Source organism: Bacillus cereus group sp. N6 (assembly GCF_016483705.1).
GTDB classification, from domain to species: Bacteria; Bacillota; Bacilli; order Bacillales; family Bacillaceae_G; genus Bacillus_A; species Bacillus_A wiedmannii.
The window spans coordinates 132191-150369 of record NZ_JAEHBI010000003.1; the positions used below are offsets into that span (position 1 = coordinate 132191).

An 18179-nucleotide genomic window follows, 5' to 3' on the forward strand; every position below is an offset into this window, starting at 1 on the left:
GAAATGAATGAAATAGGTAGGCTTTACACTTTTTTACTTTTATATAAAACGATGATATATACAGGGAGAGCTAAGAGTAGTGGTGCAATGGATCTTGCAGTATATTTTTCTGCGTCTAATTTGAACGCTTCTTCTTTTGGGAATTGTAACACTGATATGTTTGTAGCATCGCCAATAAAATATAACAGCAGTACAGTTACTATGTAACTTAAAAGTGCGATAAAGCTTCCGTATGAACTCAATGAAAATCCCTCTCTTGTTATCTATTTGTTATCATTGTATCATAATTGTAACAAAAACACACGGTTATATTTCGATACTTTAACAAAATTCGACACGAAACGCCATTTATGTGTATGGGAATAGCATGAAGTTTACTGTTTTTTTATGTATAGATGTCGAATAATACATTGTAATATTACGGATGTGTGACAGAATAAAAAAGAAACGAAGGTAATGAAATTACCTTCGTTTCTTTTTTATTCTGTATTAAAGAGCAGTAAGCCCCCCACCTCAAAATTCAGCGAAAGCAAAGAAGTTAGGCGGAGGATTAACTGTCCATAAAAACCGATTATAGTTTCACTTTATTATTTTGCCCATTCACTCACTTGTTCTACGCTCATTCGTGGTGCAGGATGACCTTTTAAAGTTGATTCACCAATTGTAATAAGCATAATTGGTACGTAACGAGATGAAACATTGAATTCTTCTGTAAGTGCTTGTGGGTTGAAACCACCAATAGCACAAGTATCCCAGCCAGTTGCTTTAGCCGCAAGCATAAGTTGCATTGCTGCTAAAGATGCATTTGAAAAGGCTGCATCTCTTGGAAATTGCTCACGAGCATATGCAGACTCAATATTTTTAGCTAAGCGTTCTTTTGCTTCTTCTTTCATAAATCCTTGTTCTACAATTGGACCATAAACTGGTTCAACGTTTTTATAAGCTTCTAAATCACCTAAAATAGCGACTACAGCAGAAGCATCAAGTATTTGTTGCTGGTTATAAGCAATTGGATGCAATCGTTTCTGTACATCTTCACCTTGGAATACAAGGAATTTCCAGTGCTGCAAGTTCCAAGCAGAAGGTGCTTGAGCAGCTCCCTTTAAAATCTCGTGTAACTCTGTAGATGAAATTTCTTTCTCTGGGTTGAATGCACGTGTAGATGTGCGTTCGTATAGAACATTAAAAAAGTTGTCGTTTGTCATTATATATCCTCCAAGTAACATATCAAATTATAAAAAAATACATGTAATATATTCTACTTACATTTTGTAAGTTGTCGAATTTAAGAATATAATATCTTTATTTTAATTGTCAAGTTTTAAAGAGGAAGCTAGGGCATTCATACAAACGATACAATTCCTATAATCATACACTAGAAAAGGAATTTATAGAGAAAAAGCGAAAAGAGCATTCTCAATTAGCTTGTTAATATGTATCCCTCACTCATTAAAGTATTTAGAGAACAGTCTTTTTATAAAATGTTTGTGAGGAATGCAGTAGAACAAGATATATGAAGTGAGTGAAGACTAGTGATGAACATACTACATTTTTTATTAGAGAATACGGTTTTCCAAAATGTATTACAAGATCTTCAGTTAAATGTCCTTTATATAGAAAATGGATGTACACATCAACAAACGATAGAAAATATTCATCCAAAATGTATGTTTATAGCAAATAGTTTTGAAGAAGGAGAATTATTGTTTCAGAGAACAAAACCACATATTGTAATTATGTATGTAACAGATTTTTCTCAAATAAAATATATAAAGAATATGTATAATCCACAGAGTACATTTATTGTCATTTGGGATCAACAGATAACAAGCGAGTTTGCAGAGGTGCTTACGTTAGGAATACGTAATATTGTGATAGCTCCTGTGACTCCACAAATGGTGTTAGAGGAAGTGAATAAGAGTTTGTATCAGCGTTCTTTAGTGCGGCAAGTAAGTTTGCAACAAGAATTACTTCAAACGATGTTTGATTTTCAAAATGATCTATTATTTATAGTAGAAGACGATGAGATTGTTGATTGTAATACAAATTTTTTAGAGTTTTTCGGATATGAAAATTTATTTGCCTATCGTGAGCAACATTTAGTATTTGCTGAACATTTTATTAGAGAAAACGGATACTATTCAACAACTCACGATATAACATGGTTAGATGATACATTATCATATGATAGAAGAATTAAGATGTCCAATTATGAAGGGGAAGTGTCAACTTTTTTATTGCGCGCGACACCACTGCCAGAAGATTTATCAAGATTTATTGTGAAGTGTACAGAGATTACAGAATTAGATGAAATCTATCAAGAACAAGAAAGGCTTGCTATGATAGATTCGTTAACAGAGATTTATAATCGTTTGAAGTTCCAACAAATACTAGAGGCAGAATGGGATAATGCAATGCGTAACGATGAAAAAATAGCACTTATTTTATTTGACATAGATAATTTTAAAACAGTAAATGACACGTATGGCCATGATTTTGGTGACTTAGCATTAATTCAGCTTGCAGAGCTTATGAAATCTAAAGTGGAGCACCAACATGTATTTGCAAGGTGGGGAGGAGAAGAATTTATTATATTAGTAACTAACACAGTAGAAAAAGAAGCATTTCAGGTTGCGGAATCATTACGATTTTTCATTGAAACAAAGCAGTTCTCCGGAATTTCGAAATTAACAGCGAGTTTTGGAGTCGCGTTATATGAACAAGGGATTACAAGAGAAGAATTAATGCAACGAGCGGATATTGCATTATATGAAGCGAAAAAAAATGGAAAAAATCAAGTGTGTGTATATAGAAAAGAAAAAAAGTGATTTTTCGCAACAAATTGTTGCGATTTTTTTTTATTGTTTGATAATAGAATGTAGGGGGGATTTTGAACGAAGGAATTATGGAGGAACAACATGATAAAAAAAATAATGACGATGGCTTCGCTGTCTGCTGTAGTTTGTGGTGGAGTATACTATTTTTTCTATAACCCCAATATAAAGGGAAGCACTGTATTGACAACTAAGGTGAATCCTACTATTGAATCAGAAGTACAGGAGAATATAGAAGAAAAAAAAGAACAACAAATTGATTATGCTAGTATATCTCAAAAGTTAGATCAATATTTAATAGGAAAGCAATTTAATGGGACAGTTTTAGTAACAGATAAAGAGCATGTTATATTGAATAAAGGATATGGATATGCTGATGTTCAATATAAGATAGAGAATACGCCTCAAACAAAATATCGTGTCGGTTCTATTACGAAAACCGTTGTGGCAACATCTATTTTACAGCTGCAGGAACAAGGGAAGTTAAATATTCAAGATAATGTAAATAAATATATTCCCTCTTTTCCAGTAGATAAAAATATTACTTTATATCATTTGTTAACACATACATCAGGTTTACCGGAAAGTGGAAAAGGGAAAGTGAATGCCGCTTCTCGTATAAATTTAGTAAATTGGATTGGAAGTCAAAAATTAGAATTTCCACCAGGCTCAGGTTGGAGATATACAGATTATAATTATATGGTGCTTGCCTATATTATAGAAAGTATATCAAAAAAACCTTTAGGAGATTACATAAAAGAAAATATATTTACTAAAGCAGAAATGCATGAATCTGGTATGGGAAATATGGTTCAGGGAGATCAGCATTTTACTAAAGGATATGTAAAGAAAGAGAATGTACTTGAACCTGCACAAAAATTGTTAATGGAGTGGTTATACGGGTGCGGTGAGATGTATACGACAGTTGGTGATATGAAGAAGTTAGACGAAGCGATTATAAATGGGAAACTTCTTTCTGAACAAAGTAGACAAGCGATGTTTTCACCTTCAACAGAACGAAAATATGCATATAGTTTTTACATATATCCGGATTATTTTCATAATCATGGTGTACTATCTGGTTGGAACACTTTCAATAATTTTAATAAAGAAAAAGGCACTTTTGTTATATTATTTTCAAATGTGAAAAATAGTATAGATGATGATTTTAATAATGAGTTTCGAAAGATGGTAAGTGATTTATTAGAACAAAGGGGATGAGAAAATGGAACGTAAAAATGTATCAATAGGTTTCATCGGTATTGGTGTAATGGGAAAAAGTATGGTGCGTCATTTAATGCAAGACGGCTATAAAGTATATGTATATAATAGAACGAAAACGAAGACAGACTCTTTAGTGCAAGATGGTGCGAATTGGTGTGATACACCGAAAGAGTTAGTGAAGCAAGTTGATGTTGTAATGACTATGGTTGGATATCCACATGATGTAGAAGAAGTGTATTTTAGGATAGATGGAATTTTGGAGAATGCAAATGAAGGTACGATAGCAATTGATTTCACGACATCTACACCAACATTGGCAAAACGTATTAACGAAACCGGTAAAAATAAGAATGTATATACGTTAGATGCGCCTGTATCTGGAGGAGACGTTGGTGCGAAAGAAGCAAGGCTAGCAATTATGGTCGGTGGCGAAAAAGAAATATATGAAAAATGTTTACCGTTATTTGAAAAACTAGGGACAAATATTCAGTTGCAAGGACCAGCTGGAAGTGGACAACATACAAAAATGTGCAATCAAATTGCGATTGCTTCTAACATGATTGGAGTATGTGAAGCTGTTGCTTATGCGAAAAAAGCTGGACTAGACCCAGATAAAGTATTAGAGAGTATTTCAACGGGAGCAGCAGGTAGCTGGTCATTGAGTAACTTAGCTCCCCGAATGTTAAAGGGAGATTTTGAACCAGGGTTTTATGTAAAGCATTTTATGAAAGATATGAAGATAGCTTTAGATGAGGCTGAAAAATTGCAATTGCCAGTGCCAGGTTTAAGTTTGGCGAAGGAATTGTATGAGGAGTTAATGAAAGATGGGGAAGAGAATAGCGGAACACAAGTTTTATACAAAAAATACATAAGGGGGTAAATGAGATGGATCTTCAAAAATTTGATGAGATGATTGATACTGTTCAGCGAACAACTTGTATACAAATTAGTGCAAAACAAAAAGAAGCTTTTAAACAAAAATATGATTTTGAGCCGGAATTCGAATATGGAAGAGATGAGAAGGGGCATTATGTTATTCGAGCTTCAAAAAAGATGTTAGAAGAAATGGATTTTTATTTGGCATTGAAATATGATCGAGATGGGGTTGATCTTTATATGCAAGCAGAGATTGACGGTATATGTCACGTATCTGTTAGCTATAGTGAAGATGTCCTACATTTACAAGAATTGTTTCAATTTCTAGAAGAAAATAAATAAAAGTCCTCATTTGAGGACTTTTATTTATTTAGGTATATTTAATTTTTATAATTATAAGCTAGAAGCTCGGCGGCATCGTTCAATTGGGAATGGAATAACTTGCGCGATGTGATTAGGACCAAATTGTTTTGCACGAGCATGGCGTACTATATAAAATGCACACAGAATTGAAACAGGAATAGCGCCGAATAAACCGAAAAATAAAGCGCTTACACAAGATGCGACAAAACCTAAAACACCAACTTCTAACTCTTCCATAATAGCTCCTAGAATAACAGGAAGTGCTCCACACGTAACCCCTAGTATAAGTGCGATAAGTAAACTCATGATTATCCCCCTCTGTTTGCGATATTCTTTTCCTTTTTATTTAATAGTAGTATACCATACGTAAAACAGAATTTTCAGAAAAAATTCAAAAAAAGTTCAATAAATGTTCAAAAAGTGTTCAGAAATACACTTAAAAAATAGAAGGGGGAGGTTGTTTTTTTTGAACGAAAGGAATCGTATGGTTAGGTACATAAAAAATCAGGCTTATTTCATTTTTTGAAATAAGCCTGTTCCATAGGAGGATGTATATATGTAGAGTGAATAAAAGGTTGGAAAAGGGGATCCAAGTTCTTTTATTCAACTAACTACCTTAATAAATTGGAACCCAGCCTTCAGTTGTAACAAAAATACGAATAGCTACAACTTGACGATCATCTTGCAAGGTAAAATAGTGTCTTGCATTTTCTGGAACAGATATGAGATCGCCTGGCTCAAGTTCAACGTCAAAGAATTTGCCATCTTTTCCTTCAATGGCAAAGATGCCATGTCCACTAACAATAAAGCGAACTTCATCATCGGTATGATGGTGTTCTTTTTGGAAATTAATTAATAATTCGTCAAGGTTAGGTGTGCTATTTGAAAGTGAAATTACATCATGTGCTTTATAACCTCGGCGAGCTGAAACATCAGCGATTTCTTTTGAAAACACAGCTAATATTTCAGCCTTGTTTTCATCTGTTAACGAATAATTTTCATTTAAATAAGTAGGAAGTTTAGAGATGTTCCATTTCTCATATAAAACGCCTTCCTCTTGTAGAAATTTAGATACTTCTACTTCATTTTCTATGCGAGTATTTACTTCATGAATACGAATTTGCGCCATTAGAAACGCCTCCTTGAATTGATAATAGTTTTATATGAAATTGGAATAAAAACTCATAAGCTTCTAATCTTTTCTTTGCATCAAAGCTATCTCGGCCCCATACGGTAATACCGTGGTTACGAATTAATACTGCTCCCGAATCTCCTTGTATGTGCTTTCGGAAGTTTTCTCCAAGCGTTGGGATATGGGCATGGTTTTCGATAATAGGAATGTGAATTGTTGCACCTTCTTCCCAAATATCGAGAGCTTTAATAATTTCTTGATTTTGAAGGGTGACTGCATCACTATATAAATTTGTGATGACATTATTATCAGTTGTATGAACATGAAGTACGCACCCAGCATTCGTATTGTTATAAATATGTGTATGCAATATTGTTTCTGCTGAAGGGCGTAATTCAGTCTCTAATACGGGAACCCCTAGATGATCTACTAATAGAAAATCATCTGGAGTAGTTTTTGTTTTATCTTTACCACTTGCTGTAATAAGAAAAGTAAGTGGCTCATGACTAACCTTTATAGAAATATTACCACTCGTTGCTGGAAACCAATTTCGTGTTGTTAATTCTTTTTTTATCTCGCTTAAGTCATACCATTGACGAAAAAGTTGTTTCATGATTTCACCTCCAACAAATGTTTTAATTGGGTTTGAACATCGTGAAATGTTTCAAACGGTGTATAAGCAATATAATTCTCTTCACACTTTGTAATAAGGAAGTCGCGAGCGAATACTTTATCTGCTTGTTTCGCAGCTTGTAAATCAGTAATTGAATCTCCAATCACAATATGGAAGTCATTCGTATCACTTAATTTACGGATTAAAGATGATTTGCATAATCCGCAATGATTTTGACAATGATGATCACAAGGATGAGGCCACTTAACTGTAATGAATTCACTTGAAAAGTCTGTTTCATTACAGTAAATTTGCTCTTTTGGAATGATTCCTTGTAAGAGTGGATAGACGAAGAAATCCATTCCACCTGATATAACGTAAAAAGAAATGTTATTTTCATTTACAAATTGTATAAATTCATGAAAACCACTACGGATTTCAGCAGTTTTTATTAAAAATTGAATCATATCATCGTGTAGACTAGTAGGTATTAATTGAAATAATTGAGAAACACCTTCTTGAATAGACAGCTCTTGTGATAAAATTCTATTCTTTACTTCTTCGGCTTCTGGTGGTGCGAATTTTTCCATAATGGACATAATGTTATCATTATTTGTAATCGTGCCATCGAAATCACAAAATACTTGAATACTCATAATTTCACCCCATGAGAGGGATTTCCCCATATTTGTAGTGCACTATGCAAATTTATGTCATCTACTTCATGGAGTGGTGTATTTTGCAAAGTAGCATTAATTGCAGTACGGAAAGCTTTACCGCCCCCTTGCGCCCCACTTGGATGTCCATGTATCCCGCCGCCAGCATTAATAACAACATCTTTACCGAAATCTCGTACAATAAAGGGAACGAAACCAGGGTGAATACCAGCAGACGGAACAGAAAAACTCTTCTTGAAAAATGCATCGTCTTCAGTTAAATGTTTTGAGATGGCAAGAGCCTCCTCTTTTTCTAGTGCAACACTTCCGTATGGAGATGGGAATAATGAAAAGTCAGCCCCAGCATAACGTAGTAGCTTTCCTAGTAATAATGGAGAGGAAACTCCATATAACTTGGATGATGAATAAGCACCACTTACAGCAGGGTGTGCCATAATAGGAACTGGGATTTCATCATCTTCTGCAAGTGATTGTAGTACATCTAGTCCGTAAGCAAATACATTAAATAATAGAATATCTGCCCCAGCTTGCACTGCGCGTTTCGCATTTTCTTTTAAATCAAAAGTTCGTCCTGTTAAATTTACGGCATATAACGTTTTATGTCCGTATGTTTCATATACGGATTGTAAAACTTCTTTTCCAGATACAATGCGTTTCGTAAGTGGTGTTAATGTATTCTCAAATAATATTTCATCATCTTTTACTATATCTACACCACCAATTGCTTGATCGCGTAATTGCGTTTTTAAATACCCAATATTTCGTCCAATCATTCCTTTAAAAATACTCATTAAAAGGGGACGCTCATGCACTTGTAAAAGATTTCGAATACCATCTATCCCGAATTTTGGACCAGGGAAATATTGTTTTAACTCGTCTGAAAATGTTAAGTCGATTAATTTCACTTCACCATCAAGTGATAGCTTTCCGAATGTAGTTGTTAAAATTGCTGGTAAGTCCGGACTGAAGTTTAATAACGGATATTCGATTTTAATAATCCCGCGTTTAACTTTTTTACGTAAATACGAATTGGTATGTTCTTGTTCAGCTAGTTCCTCAACATGAATGACGTTGCCTTTATGCTGTTTTAATTGTTCTTGCAATAAGTGTGGCAAATGAGTCCAAGAGCCAATTGTTAAACCGAGTGCAATTTGCTCGGCTTTTTTTTCTAAGTTATGTGAATCATCATGGATTAAATACGTTGCTATAATTCCGCTCATTGTTAAAACCTCCTAGTTAAATAAAAAAACCTCTCAGCTAAGGAGAGGTTTTTTTACAACCAGCTCCTTATCTGTCAGCATAATGCTGCGAGAATTAGCACCGTGTCTACAATTGTAGATCGGTTGCCGGGTTTCGTCGGGCTCGTCCCTCCACCTGCTCTTGATAAGAAGTATTTAGAAATGTTTAAATTTTTAAGATAACTGAATTTTGTCAGATATTTTTCATGTTGTCAATTACTTTTTGAAAAAATTTAATTTATTAATTCGATTAATGGCTTCTCTTAATCTATCTTCTGTATGCAAGAGACCAACACGGACATACCCTTCGCCATGTTCACCAAATCCAACACCAGGAGCAACTGCAACGTGTGCTTTTTCTAGTAAAATATTAGAAAATTGCTCAGATGTATATCCTTTCGGAACAGGAAGCCATGCAAAGAATGAGCCTGTTGGAATGTCTACATTCCAACCAATTGAGTGACAAGCTGAAACAAGAGCGTTTCTTCGAGATTCGTAACTATTTACAAGGTCTATTACGCAAGACTGTGAACTTAATAGTGCTTCGCGGGCAGCATCTTGAACTGCACCAAAAATACTAACATACATATGATCTTGTAATAAGTTAATTGTCTCAATCACACTTTCATTCCCCACAGCAAAAGCGATGCGCCATCCAGCCATATTGAAAGTTTTCGATAGAGTGTAAATTTCAATACCTGTATTTTTAGCACCGTCTGCTTGCAAGAAACTAACAGGTTTTTGACCATCGAATCCAATAGCACCGTAAGCAAAATCATGAACGACTAATATATTATGTTCATTAGCAAAATGAATGGTTTCATCAAAGAAACCTTTTGATGCAGTAGCACCGGTAGGATTATTTGGATAGTTTAAAAACATTAACTTTGCACGCTTAGCGGTAGCGGCATCAATTTTTGTATAATCTGGTAAAAAATTATTTTCTGCAATAAGCGGCATTGTTTCAAATTGTGCTTTTGCTAAAGCAACTCCTGATAAATAATCTGGATAGCCTGGATCTGGAACGAGAATAGTATCACCAGGGTTTGTAAAACAAAGTGGTAATTCTACTAATCCAGCTTTTCCACCAAACAAAATAGCAACTTCTGTTTTTGGATTTACTACTACATCATATTCGCGTTGATAGAATGTTGCCACGGCTTCTTTTAAACTTTCGTGTCCGCGAAATGGTGGGTATTTATGATGAATGGTCTTTTCAGCAGCATCTTGTAAAGCTTTTACGATATGCTGCGGTGTTGGTTGATCTGGATTACCTTGACCTAGATTAATAACATCGTGACCATCTGCAACGACTTTGTTAACTTTTGCAACAAGTGAAGCAAAAAATTGTGTAGGCAATGATGTTACTATCTCAGAAGGTTGAAATAATTTCATACTTTCCACCTCTTTTGAAAGTTGTTACAATTCTAGTGACAAATGATATAATCTTTCCAGTATTTTGTAAAGAAAAAATTAAGAATGGGGCTGACAAAATGAAAGTCGCATGTATTCAAATGGATATTGTCTTTGGAGATGTAGAAAAAAATATTGAGAATGCTAAAAATAAAATAAGCGAAGCGATGAAGGAAAGACCAGATGTGATTGTCTTACCAGAACTATGGACAACGGGATATGATTTAACGAGGCTTACTGAAATTGCAGATAGGGATGGATTGCAAACGAAAGAAAAGCTGAAAGAATGGTCGAAGCAATATGGTGTACATATTGTCGGTGGGTCTATAGCGAAGCAAACAGAACAAGGTGTTACAAATACAATGTATGTGGTAAACAAGGAAGGAGAACTAGTCAATGAATATAGTAAAGTGCACTTATTTCAGCTTATGGATGAACATAAATATTTAATCGCTGGAAATAGTACAGGTGAATTTAGGCTAGATGATGTAGAGTGCGCCGGCACAATTTGTTATGATATTCGTTTTCCAGAGTGGATGCGCGTTCATACTGCGAAAGGTGCAAAAGTTTTATTTGTTGTAGCAGAATGGCCATTGGTTCGTTTAGCGCATTGGCGTTTGTTATTGCAAGCAAGAGCAGTTGAAAATCAGTGTTATGTTGTTGCATGTAATAGGGCAGGAAAGGATCCGAATAATGAGTTTGCCGGTCATTCTTTAATTGTCGATCCTTGGGGCGAAGTTGTTGTAGAAGCGAATGAAGAAGAATCAATTTTATTGGGAGAGCTTCATTTTGAGAAAATTAAAGAAGTACGCAAAGGAATTCCAGTTTTTGCAGATCGTCGTCCAGAATTATACAAATAAAATGTTGACAAGTGATTTTTATTCTTGGTATAGTCTTCAACATAAAGTTAAAAATTCAAAAAATTATACAACTCTTATCAAGAGCAGGTGGAGGGATTTGGCCCGATGAAGCCCAGCAACCGACCGTAATACCATTGTGAAATGGGGCGTTTATTTACGCCAAAAGGCACGGTGCTAATTCCAGCAGAAAGTAAATCTTTCTGGCAGATAAGAGGGGAGAAGATAAACTTCAAACCTCTTTCTTTGTGGAAAGAGGTTTTTCTACGTCAGAAAAACCTCTGAATTAAAAAAGGGGGAGAAGACGATGGGATATTATTCATTAACTGAAACGACAGCTATACAATATGCGAAAGAACACGGTTATTTTGAAAAGAAAGCAAATGTAGTTTGTCATGAAATTGGAGATGGAAATTTAAATTACGTGTTCAAATTAGATGATGGAGAGAAGTCTATTATAATAAAACAAGCACTGCCATATGCGAAAGTAGTTGGTGAGAGCTGGCCACTGTCTATAAAAAGAGCGACGATTGAAAGTAAAGCATTACAAATTTTTGCGAAGTATGTGCCGGAATATGTGCCGGTAGTGTACAGTCATGATGAAGAGTTAGCAGTAACAGTCATAGAAGACTTATCAAGGCTAACAATTGCAAGAAAAGGATTAATAGATGGAGAGGAGTACCCGCTTTTATCCCAACATATTGGTCGCTTTCTAGCACATGTGTTGTTTTATACTTCAGATTTCGGTTTACAATCAGAAGAGAAAAGGGTACTAGAAGGTGCATTTGTAAACCCAGATCTTAGTAAAATCACGGAAGATTTAGTGTTTACAGATCCGTTTAGTCATTATAATACGAATGATTATGAACCAGAGTTACAACTAGCGGTGGATGAACTATGGAGTGACAAAAATTTAAAATTAAAAGTAGCACAGTATAAATATAAATTTTTAACGAGAAAAGAAGCGCTTATTCATGGTGATTTACATACTGGTAGTATTTTTTCATCCCCTGCTGAAACGAAAGTAATTGATCCAGAATTTGCAACATATGGTCCATGTGGATTTGATCTTGGCCAATTTATTGCAAATTTATTATTAAATGCACTATCCCGTGAAGAGGAAAAAAGAAGTGTGCTATTTTTCCATATTGAGAAAACATGGAGTTATTTTGTAGAAGCTTTTACGAAGTTATGGATTGGAGAAGGTGTAGAAGCATATACGAAAGAGAAACAATGGTTGCCAATTATTTTGCAAAATATTTTTACAGATGCCGTTGGATTTGCCGGATGTGAGCTTATCCGTAGAACAATTGGCTTAGCGCATGTAGCTGATTTAGATGGAATAGCAAATAAAGAAACGAGAATTCAAGCTAAGAAACAAGCGTTATCCTTAGGTAAAGAACTAATAAAATATGAATCTAAGAGTGCTGATATTCAACTGTTCCGAACATTATTTCAACAGACAGTTTCTGGAGGGATAAAAGCATGAGTACAATTGTTACTGTTCCGAGATCTGTCAGTTGGAAAGGTGATGCCATTGCAGTATTAAATCAAACAAAGTTGCCGCATAGTACAGAATACAAAACATTAACGACGATTGAAGAGGTATGGAAAAGTATTGTCATGCTAGAAGTACGAGGAGCACCTGCAATTGGAATTGTAGCTGCATTTGGCTTGGCACTTGCATCAAAAAAATATAATACTGTACATATGGAAGAATTTCAAAAGAAGTTTAATAGAGATTGTAATTATTTAGGAACGTCACGCCCAACAGCAGTCAATTTATTTTGGGCAATCGATCGTATGAGAGAATCAATTCGAGAAATTACTACAATAAAAGAAGCACAAAAAAAATTAGAAGAAGAAGCGCTTCTCATTCAGCAAGAAGATGAAGCAGTATGCCGGAGTATTGGAGAACATGCATTAACATGTTTTAAAGATGGTGATCACCTTTTAACAATTTGTAACGCTGGAAGCATTGCAACTGCTAGATATGGTACTGCATTAGCACCGTTTTATATTGGGAAAGAAAAAGGTGTACGTTTACATGCGTATGCGTGTGAAACGAGACCGGTTTTACAAGGCGGGCGTTTAACGACCTGGGAATTAAAACAGGCAAATATTGATGTAACACTTATTACCGATAATACGGCAGCTCATGCTATTCAAACGAAAGAAATAAACGCGATTATTGTAGGAGCGGACCGAATTGTCGCAAATGGAGATACAGCAAATAAAATCGGAACAATGAATTTAGCTATATTAGCAAATTATTTCGATATTCCATTTTACGTTGCAGCTCCGTTATCTACGTTTGATATTACGAAACAAACAGGTACAGAAATTGTTATTGAAGAAAGAGATGAAACCGAAGTTACGAAAATTTTTGGAAAACAAGTGGCGCCAATTGGAACTGATGTTTATAATCCTGCATTTGACGTAACACCGAATGAATTAATTACAGGTATTATTACTGAAAAAGGCATCATATACGGAGATTATAAACGGGAAATTGCATCATTATTTGAAAGACAAGCTAATACATAATAGCTTGTTTTTTTATGCCTAAATGTTTTCTTTTCTCTTATTTATATAATGGAAGGAGGCGGAAAAGATGGAAGAGTGGATCAGGATGGTAGGTAATGTAGGGTTTCCGATTGTTGTAACATTATATTTACTCCATCGTATTGAAAGTAAATTAGATGGGGTAATTGTTGCAATCGAGAAACTCCCTAAACAATTACTAAAGTAGGAAGGTCCTCGCGATAGAAAGTAAAATAAAGTTTGCTCTTCGTGAGCAAACTTTATTTTTTACCCCGCATTAATGGGCAGTAAAAGCCTTCACTTTATTGAGCAGTATAACCACCATCGATAACAACGGCTTGTCCAGTTATACCTCTTGCTTTTTCACTCGCTAAAAACATAGCATAATCAGAGATTTCTTGTACTTGCAATAAGCGTTTTTGTGGTACAAGTGGATAAATAACATCTTCTAAAACATTTTCAAGTGGTACATTTCGTGTAGTAGCTAAATCTTGTAGTTGATTACGTACAAGTGGGGTATCGACATAACCAGGACAAAGCGCATTAACGGTAATTCCGTGAGTAGCGCCTTCTAAAGCGGCAACTTTTGTTAATCCGATTACGCCATGCTTCGCGCTATTGTAGGCGGATTTTCCTGCAAATCCAACGAGGCCATTAATGGAGGCTACATTAATAATTCGGCCATACTTTTGTTTTTTCATGATTGGGAAGGCATGCTTAATTGCGATAAAAGGAGCGATTTGCATAATTTTAATAAGTAGTTCAAACTTTTCAGTTGGAAAATCTTCAATTGGTGAAACGTGCTGCATTCCTGCGTTGTTAATTAATATATGTAATGAACCGAAATGAGTAACGGTTTGAGAAATTGCAGCGGTAATTTCTTCTTCAGATGTAACATCACATTTTAAACCGATAGCTTGATAGCCTTCTTTTTGTAATTGTTCAGCAGCTTCTTTTGCACGTTCTTCAAGACGATCGGTAATGACAACTTTTGCACCTTCTTTTGCGAAAGCGTTCCCCATTTCATAACCAATACCGCTTGCAGCACCTGTTAAAAAGACAACTCGATTTGTAACCATGGTGAAAAACATCCCTTCGTAATAAAGTTCTCATATTGCTCTATTTAGAGAGTAGATAATAAAAATCCTGCAAAGATTTGGAAAAATATTGTTAGCTATCTTGTTTTGCAAAATAGCCTCTGCTATACTATTTTGTAAAGCAAGATACTTACGCTTATCTATCTTGTAAAACAGGATAGTGGGAGGATTTGAATTATGTCGACAAGTCAAATGCTGAAAGGGATTTTAGAAGGATGCTTACTTGCTATTATTTCTGAAGGTGAAATATACGGTTATGAAATGAGTGAAAAGCTAGCGAAGTATGGCTTTACTATGGCGAGTGAGGGAAGTATTTATCCGCTATTAATACGAATGCAAAAGGAAGGATTAATAACAAGTGTAATGAAGGAATCTCCATCTGGTCCAAAGCGGAAATATTATACATTAACAGAAAAAGGCGAGGAAGCACTTAATGAATTTATGGATCGCTGGGAAACGATGCAAAGTAGTGTAGAGCGTCTACTTGAGGGGAAGGGGAGAAAAAATAATGTTATCAAGTGAAGCACGAAAGTTTTTATTAGATATGAGATTATTTTTAGTAGCAAAGGGTGTGAAAGAAAGCGATATTGAAAATTTTATAGAAGATGCAGAACTTCATTTAATCGAGGGTGAGAGTGATGGGAAAAGTGTAGAAGATATTTTCGGAAGCTCACCGAAAGAATATGCAAATGAACTTGTAAAAGTAATGGAAAGAGATAGACAGGAAACGTGGAGACAAATTGGTTTTACAGTAATGAATATCGTATCGTTTTGGATTATTGCTTCTATCCTAATAGTGAATAACGGAGTATTACAGATCTCACTTATTCAGTGCGTTGGGTATAGTTTGTCATTGATTTTAGTTGTTATAGGTCCTAATTTTTTACTTCGCAAAATGACCTTCGTAACAAGCTTTACAAAAACGTGGTTTTCTATGTGGTTTTTAGTTATGGTAGCGCCAATGTTTTTAATGGGGGCTGTTACGATATTAGATGTAATCTATCCTACCAAAACGTTTACATTCACCCAAACGCAAAGTTATATATTAGCTGGAGCTATTTTTATGATCACAGTAGCGATAAATATATATTTTGAAGGATGGTTTAAAAACTTATATTTAATTATTCCATTTTCGATTATGTTACTGTTTAAAACATTTACATCAGAAGATCTCGTGCCAATGTTATTTCAAGTTATATGTTTATACGGAAGTTTGTTTATTTTAATTTTCCTTGAAATTATGATGAAGACGAATAGAAGAGAAACGGTTAAATAAGGGAGGGGTTATCATGCAGATTTCTAAAGAAGGAGAAAAGTTTTTAATCGATACGAAAGTGTATTTAATAACAAAAGGAATGAAAGAAGAAGATGTGGACGCTTTTATAGAAGATGCAGAGCTTCATTTAATAGAAGGTGAGAAAGAGGGAAAGACGGTAACGGATATATTTGGTGATTCACCAAAAGAGTATGCGGAAGAATTGGCGAAAGAGATGGAGAAGGATAAAGGTGGGAGTATAAAGAGTATTCTTGCGATGATAATTGGTATTGGCGGGTATTGGATATTAACTCATATTTTATTTAATAATCCAAATCAGCAATTTACACTAACGAATATACAGTTAATTGGCTATCCTATCGTCTTAATCATTACGATTATTGGAACCATTGTTGCGTTTAGAATGTCTTCTTTTAAAAATAAATTTGTAGAGTTCGGAATTATTTACATAATAGTAATGGTTCCCATTTTATTATTAGTATTATTGATGTTTGTTGATAAATGGTACGGTACACCTATTTTGCAATTATCGACAATGCAAACATATATATTAGCAGCAAGTATCTTTTTATTACTTTTCGTTGGAGAAGTGTATGTCCTTGGTTGGATGGGTGTTTTGGTGCTAATTGTTCCTTTAGCGATTATGTTTATATTTAAAGGATTAGAAGAAAAAAATGTATTTTGGGGAATTGCAAAGATATTACTTATGTATGGAAGTATATATGGGTTAATGAGATGGTCTTTAAAAATTGAAGAGAGAAAAAGTGTAAACTAGTATTTCAAAAAAGTGGCTGCTCTGGATATACAAAAAATTATTTCCAAAGAAATACTATATTTTGATTTTTAGAGGGATTCGTTTTAGGTGTATAGTGTATCCTTTGCAGCCGGTATATCGTTTATTAATTGGAATAAATTGTTTTAAACAGTAACATGACAGTTACTGTTTTTTTCTTTGTAATAAAGAACTTTGTAAAGAGAGTGCTTTTTGTTCGTTTGTTAATAAGGATTGAATATGGACGTTTTCAGGACGAGGTACGATAGGGTACATAAGATTTGTTGGAGAAGGATGGTGCTCCGAGCCAGTTGGGGAATGAGGATCTGCGTGAGTAAGTTTTCCATGAACACGTCTTGTAAATAAAATATGACCGACTTCGTGAGCGAGCGTATATATATTTTTCATGGGAGCAGCCGAATTTGTTAAAACGATATAACCAGTAAGTTGCTGTTGTTTGGCTAAAGAGTACGCGCAGGCAATTACGGCTGTTTCTTTGAAATAATCACTGCCAATATAACAAATGTAAAGGTCGCATTCAGGAGCTTCATTTACACATGTTTGGAAAAAGGATGCTAATTTTTCCTGACTTTGAATAGAATTTTTATAACTAATTTCACGGTCAGAAAAACGAAAAAGTTCATTTAAAATAATTACGTCTTTAATTTGAAATGTAATGGGGTGCCAAATTGATTCTGCAACTGCTAAATCTTTTGCAATACGGTCATCAGAAATATCGGCGCCTGGAGTAATGCAAATACATATATTGACGTATGGATCCATAAGGAACACCTCAACTGAAAAAATTCTTTCTATAATATATGTTGGGAAAAGACCCTATGTATGGATAAAAGCCTTGTTTATTACAAGTCGAAAAAATTTCATAGTTCTATAACATGGTGTGGTCATCTTTTTGATATAGTAAAGAAAAGGGGGAGAATATATGTATACATTAAAAATCGTTTCAGACAGAGAAGCACTTTATCAATTTGCGAGTTATGTAAGAGTTGTACAAGGGGTTGAAGATGTATATGTAGAGGTGGGAGAACCTTTATATGAACATCCATTAATGAAGTTTTATGTACATATTAAGCTGGAGGAAACATATGAGCAACATAAAGCGTTACAAGAAATAGCAAGATTAGTAGAATTAGGGCGTTTTACATATGTTCATTATCGTAATGATGAAATTGAAGAAGCTTTTGAAGCTGTAAAATATGAAAGTTTTAAGAAATAAAAATGGAAAAAAGGAAGCGAAAGCTT

The 18179-nt window shown here is 34.6% G+C and carries 22 protein-coding genes, 1 pseudogene and 2 riboswitches; of the genes and pseudogenes, 13 read left to right on the plus strand and 10 right to left on the minus strand.

Annotated elements, in window-relative coordinates; all coding sequences use genetic code 11:
• Nucleotides 1–23 precede the first annotated feature (23 nt).
• Nucleotides 24–242: a hypothetical protein gene (locus JDS99_RS03880; RefSeq protein ID WP_098857187.1), complete on the minus strand. Its 219-nt coding sequence runs from the start codon at nucleotides 240–242 to the stop codon at nucleotides 24–26.
• A 345-nt stretch (nucleotides 243–587) separates the two neighbouring features.
• Nucleotides 588–1205: a nitroreductase family protein gene (locus JDS99_RS03885; protein ID WP_000180385.1), complete on the minus strand. Its 618-nt coding sequence runs from the start codon at nucleotides 1203–1205 to the stop codon at nucleotides 588–590.
• Nucleotides 1206–1535: 330 nt separating this feature from the next.
• Between JDS99_RS03885 and JDS99_RS03890 the strand changes: the two genes are divergently transcribed.
• The 4 genes from JDS99_RS03890 to JDS99_RS03905 all read left to right on the plus strand — a co-directional run bounded on the left by JDS99_RS03890 (nucleotide 1536) and on the right by JDS99_RS03905 (nucleotide 5276).
• Nucleotides 1536–2828 (plus strand): GGDEF domain-containing protein, encoded by a 1293-nt coding sequence (locus JDS99_RS03890; protein WP_199694617.1) that lies wholly within the window; start codon nucleotides 1536–1538, stop codon nucleotides 2826–2828.
• Between the two features lie 90 nt (nucleotides 2829–2918).
• A complete protein-coding gene (locus JDS99_RS03895) occupies nucleotides 2919–4055 on the plus strand; it encodes a serine hydrolase domain-containing protein (RefSeq protein ID WP_141522803.1) in 1137 nt (378 codons plus the stop codon).
• Nucleotides 4056–4059: 4 nt separating this feature from the next.
• On the plus strand, nucleotides 4060–4938 hold the full coding sequence (locus tag JDS99_RS03900) for an NAD(P)-dependent oxidoreductase (protein WP_199694590.1): 879 nt from the start codon (nucleotides 4060–4062) through the stop codon (nucleotides 4936–4938).
• A 5-nt stretch (nucleotides 4939–4943) separates the two neighbouring features.
• Nucleotides 4944–5276 carry a DUF3909 family protein gene (locus tag JDS99_RS03905; protein ID WP_087985115.1) on the plus strand — a complete coding sequence of 111 codons (333 nt, stop codon included), beginning with the start codon at nucleotides 4944–4946 and terminating at the stop codon, nucleotides 5274–5276.
• A gap of 51 nt (nucleotides 5277–5327) precedes the next feature.
• On the opposite strand, the gene JDS99_RS03910 is transcribed toward JDS99_RS03905, so the two are convergent.
• The 6 genes from JDS99_RS03910 to JDS99_RS03935 all read right to left on the minus strand — a co-directional run bounded on the left by JDS99_RS03910 (nucleotide 5328) and on the right by JDS99_RS03935 (nucleotide 10352).
• Nucleotides 5328–5603 carry a hypothetical protein gene (locus JDS99_RS03910; RefSeq protein ID WP_000054671.1) on the minus strand — a complete coding sequence of 92 codons (276 nt, stop codon included), beginning with the start codon at nucleotides 5601–5603 and terminating at the stop codon, nucleotides 5328–5330.
• Between the two features lie 310 nt (nucleotides 5604–5913).
• Entirely contained in the window at nucleotides 5914–6426 is a 513-nt protein-coding gene (locus JDS99_RS03915; RefSeq protein WP_000057324.1) for a 1,2-dihydroxy-3-keto-5-methylthiopentene dioxygenase, read from the minus strand.
• Entirely contained in the window at nucleotides 6404–7042 is a 639-nt protein-coding gene (locus tag JDS99_RS03920) for a methylthioribulose 1-phosphate dehydratase (RefSeq protein ID WP_000811328.1), read from the minus strand. Before JDS99_RS03920 ends, JDS99_RS03915 begins: the two co-directional genes overlap by 23 nt.
• Complete coding sequence (locus JDS99_RS03925; protein ID WP_000027484.1) at nucleotides 7039–7698, minus strand: 2-hydroxy-3-keto-5-methylthiopentenyl-1-phosphate phosphatase; 660 nt, start codon at nucleotides 7696–7698, stop codon at nucleotides 7039–7041. Before JDS99_RS03925 ends, JDS99_RS03920 begins: the two co-directional genes overlap by 4 nt.
• A complete protein-coding gene (gene mtnW, locus JDS99_RS03930; RefSeq protein ID WP_087985114.1) occupies nucleotides 7695–8939 on the minus strand; it encodes a 2,3-diketo-5-methylthiopentyl-1-phosphate enolase in 1245 nt (414 codons plus the stop codon). Before mtnW ends, JDS99_RS03925 begins: the two co-directional genes overlap by 4 nt.
• Before the next feature lie 64 nt (nucleotides 8940–9003).
• Nucleotides 9004–9109, minus strand: a riboswitch (SAM riboswitch).
• 64 nt (nucleotides 9110–9173) lie between these two features.
• On the minus strand, nucleotides 9174–10352 hold the full coding sequence (locus JDS99_RS03935) for a pyridoxal phosphate-dependent aminotransferase (RefSeq protein WP_199694591.1): 1179 nt from the start codon (nucleotides 10350–10352) through the stop codon (nucleotides 9174–9176).
• A gap of 14 nt (nucleotides 10353–10366) precedes the next feature.
• On the opposite strand from JDS99_RS03935, the gene JDS99_RS03940 reads away from it, so the two are divergent.
• The 4 genes from JDS99_RS03940 (at nucleotide 10367) to JDS99_RS03955 (ending at nucleotide 13979) form a co-directional block, all read left to right on the plus strand.
• Nucleotides 10367–11230 carry a carbon-nitrogen family hydrolase gene (locus tag JDS99_RS03940; RefSeq protein WP_141542705.1) on the plus strand — a complete coding sequence of 288 codons (864 nt, stop codon included), beginning with the start codon at nucleotides 10367–10369 and terminating at the stop codon, nucleotides 11228–11230.
• 71 nt (nucleotides 11231–11301) lie between these two features.
• Nucleotides 11302–11444, plus strand: a riboswitch (SAM riboswitch).
• 90 nt (nucleotides 11445–11534) lie between these two features.
• Nucleotides 11535–12716: an S-methyl-5-thioribose kinase gene (gene mtnK / locus JDS99_RS03945; RefSeq protein ID WP_097889643.1), complete on the plus strand. Its 1182-nt coding sequence runs from the start codon at nucleotides 11535–11537 to the stop codon at nucleotides 12714–12716.
• Nucleotides 12713–13774, plus strand: a complete 1062-nt coding sequence (gene mtnA, locus JDS99_RS03950) for an S-methyl-5-thioribose-1-phosphate isomerase (RefSeq protein WP_097907172.1) — start codon at nucleotides 12713–12715, stop codon at nucleotides 13772–13774. Before mtnK ends, mtnA begins: the two co-directional genes overlap by 4 nt.
• Before the next feature lie 67 nt (nucleotides 13775–13841).
• Nucleotides 13842–13979: a YvrJ family protein gene (locus JDS99_RS03955; protein ID WP_000393345.1), complete on the plus strand. Its 138-nt coding sequence runs from the start codon at nucleotides 13842–13844 to the stop codon at nucleotides 13977–13979.
• 94 nt (nucleotides 13980–14073) lie between these two features.
• Here JDS99_RS03955 and JDS99_RS03960 read toward each other — a convergent pair whose 3' ends face one another.
• Entirely contained in the window at nucleotides 14074–14850 is a 777-nt protein-coding gene (locus JDS99_RS03960; protein ID WP_000258444.1) for a 3-hydroxybutyrate dehydrogenase, read from the minus strand.
• 195 nt (nucleotides 14851–15045) lie between these two features.
• Between JDS99_RS03960 and JDS99_RS03965 the strand changes: the two genes are divergently transcribed.
• The 4 genes and pseudogenes from JDS99_RS03965 to JDS99_RS32535 form a co-directional block, all read left to right on the plus strand.
• The gene (locus tag JDS99_RS03965; protein WP_088608096.1) at nucleotides 15046–15390 is read left to right on the plus strand and encodes a PadR family transcriptional regulator; all 345 of its coding nucleotides are present in this window, start codon (nucleotides 15046–15048) and stop codon (nucleotides 15388–15390) included.
• The gene (locus tag JDS99_RS03970) at nucleotides 15377–16144 is read left to right on the plus strand and encodes a DUF1129 domain-containing protein (protein WP_097907173.1); all 768 of its coding nucleotides are present in this window, start codon (nucleotides 15377–15379) and stop codon (nucleotides 16142–16144) included. Before JDS99_RS03965 ends, JDS99_RS03970 begins: the two co-directional genes overlap by 14 nt.
• 13 nt (nucleotides 16145–16157) lie before the next feature.
• Nucleotides 16158–16919: a DUF1129 domain-containing protein gene (locus JDS99_RS03975; protein ID WP_088064332.1), complete on the plus strand. Its 762-nt coding sequence runs from the start codon at nucleotides 16158–16160 to the stop codon at nucleotides 16917–16919.
• A gap of 10 nt (nucleotides 16920–16929) precedes the next feature.
• A pseudogene (locus tag JDS99_RS32535) lies at nucleotides 16930–17066 on the plus strand (DNA-binding protein); the annotation flags it as partial.
• 15 nt (nucleotides 17067–17081) lie between these two features.
• On the opposite strand, the gene JDS99_RS03980 reads toward JDS99_RS32535, so the two are convergent.
• Entirely contained in the window at nucleotides 17082–17699 is a 618-nt protein-coding gene (locus JDS99_RS03980) for a DUF955 domain-containing protein (protein ID WP_087985107.1), read from the minus strand.
• Nucleotides 17700–17859: 160 nt separating this feature from the next.
• Here JDS99_RS03980 and JDS99_RS03985 point away from each other — a divergent pair, with 160 nt between their 5' ends.
• Nucleotides 17860–18153, plus strand: coding sequence for a DUF3928 family protein (locus JDS99_RS03985; protein ID WP_000288327.1), 294 nt, complete (start codon nucleotides 17860–17862; stop codon nucleotides 18151–18153).
• Nucleotides 18154–18179 lie beyond the last annotated feature (26 nt).

Bases quoted from the DNA above. Each gene is read 5' to 3' on its own strand.
- JDS99_RS03885 (WP_000180385.1), bottom strand. From the start codon at position 1,205: ATGACAAACGACAACTTTTTTAATGTTCTATACGAACGCACATCTACA.
- JDS99_RS03890 (WP_199694617.1), top strand. From the start codon at position 1,536: ATGAACATACTACATTTTTTATTAGAGAATACGGTTTTCCAAAATGTA.
- JDS99_RS03895 (WP_141522803.1), top strand. From the start codon at position 2,919: ATGATAAAAAAAATAATGACGATGGCTTCGCTGTCTGCTGTAGTTTGT.
- JDS99_RS03900 (WP_199694590.1), top strand. From the start codon at position 4,060: ATGGAACGTAAAAATGTATCAATAGGTTTCATCGGTATTGGTGTAATG.
- JDS99_RS03905 (WP_087985115.1), top strand. From the start codon at position 4,944: ATGGATCTTCAAAAATTTGATGAGATGATTGATACTGTTCAGCGAACA.
- JDS99_RS03910 (WP_000054671.1), bottom strand. From the start codon at position 5,603: ATGAGTTTACTTATCGCACTTATACTAGGGGTTACGTGTGGAGCACTT.
- JDS99_RS03915 (WP_000057324.1), bottom strand. From the start codon at position 6,426: ATGGCGCAAATTCGTATTCATGAAGTAAATACTCGCATAGAAAATGAA.
- JDS99_RS03920 (WP_000811328.1), bottom strand. From the start codon at position 7,042: ATGAAACAACTTTTTCGTCAATGGTATGACTTAAGCGAGATAAAAAAA.
- JDS99_RS03925 (WP_000027484.1), bottom strand. From the start codon at position 7,698: ATGAGTATTCAAGTATTTTGTGATTTCGATGGCACGATTACAAATAAT.
- mtnW (WP_087985114.1), bottom strand. From the start codon at position 8,939: ATGAGCGGAATTATAGCAACGTATTTAATCCATGATGATTCACATAAC.
- JDS99_RS03935 (WP_199694591.1), bottom strand. From the start codon at position 10,352: ATGAAATTATTTCAACCTTCTGAGATAGTAACATCATTGCCTACACAA.
- mtnK (WP_097889643.1), top strand. From the start codon at position 11,535: ATGGGATATTATTCATTAACTGAAACGACAGCTATACAATATGCGAAA.
- mtnA (WP_097907172.1), top strand. From the start codon at position 12,713: ATGAGTACAATTGTTACTGTTCCGAGATCTGTCAGTTGGAAAGGTGAT.
- JDS99_RS03955 (WP_000393345.1), top strand. From the start codon at position 13,842: ATGGAAGAGTGGATCAGGATGGTAGGTAATGTAGGGTTTCCGATTGTT.
- JDS99_RS03960 (WP_000258444.1), bottom strand. From the start codon at position 14,850: ATGGTTACAAATCGAGTTGTCTTTTTAACAGGTGCTGCAAGCGGTATT.
- JDS99_RS03965 (WP_088608096.1), top strand. From the start codon at position 15,046: ATGTCGACAAGTCAAATGCTGAAAGGGATTTTAGAAGGATGCTTACTT.
- JDS99_RS03970 (WP_097907173.1), top strand. From the start codon at position 15,377: ATGTTATCAAGTGAAGCACGAAAGTTTTTATTAGATATGAGATTATTT.
- JDS99_RS03975 (WP_088064332.1), top strand. From the start codon at position 16,158: ATGCAGATTTCTAAAGAAGGAGAAAAGTTTTTAATCGATACGAAAGTG.
- JDS99_RS03980 (WP_087985107.1), bottom strand. From the start codon at position 17,699: ATGGATCCATACGTCAATATATGTATTTGCATTACTCCAGGCGCCGAT.
- JDS99_RS03985 (WP_000288327.1), top strand. From the start codon at position 17,860: ATGTATACATTAAAAATCGTTTCAGACAGAGAAGCACTTTATCAATTT.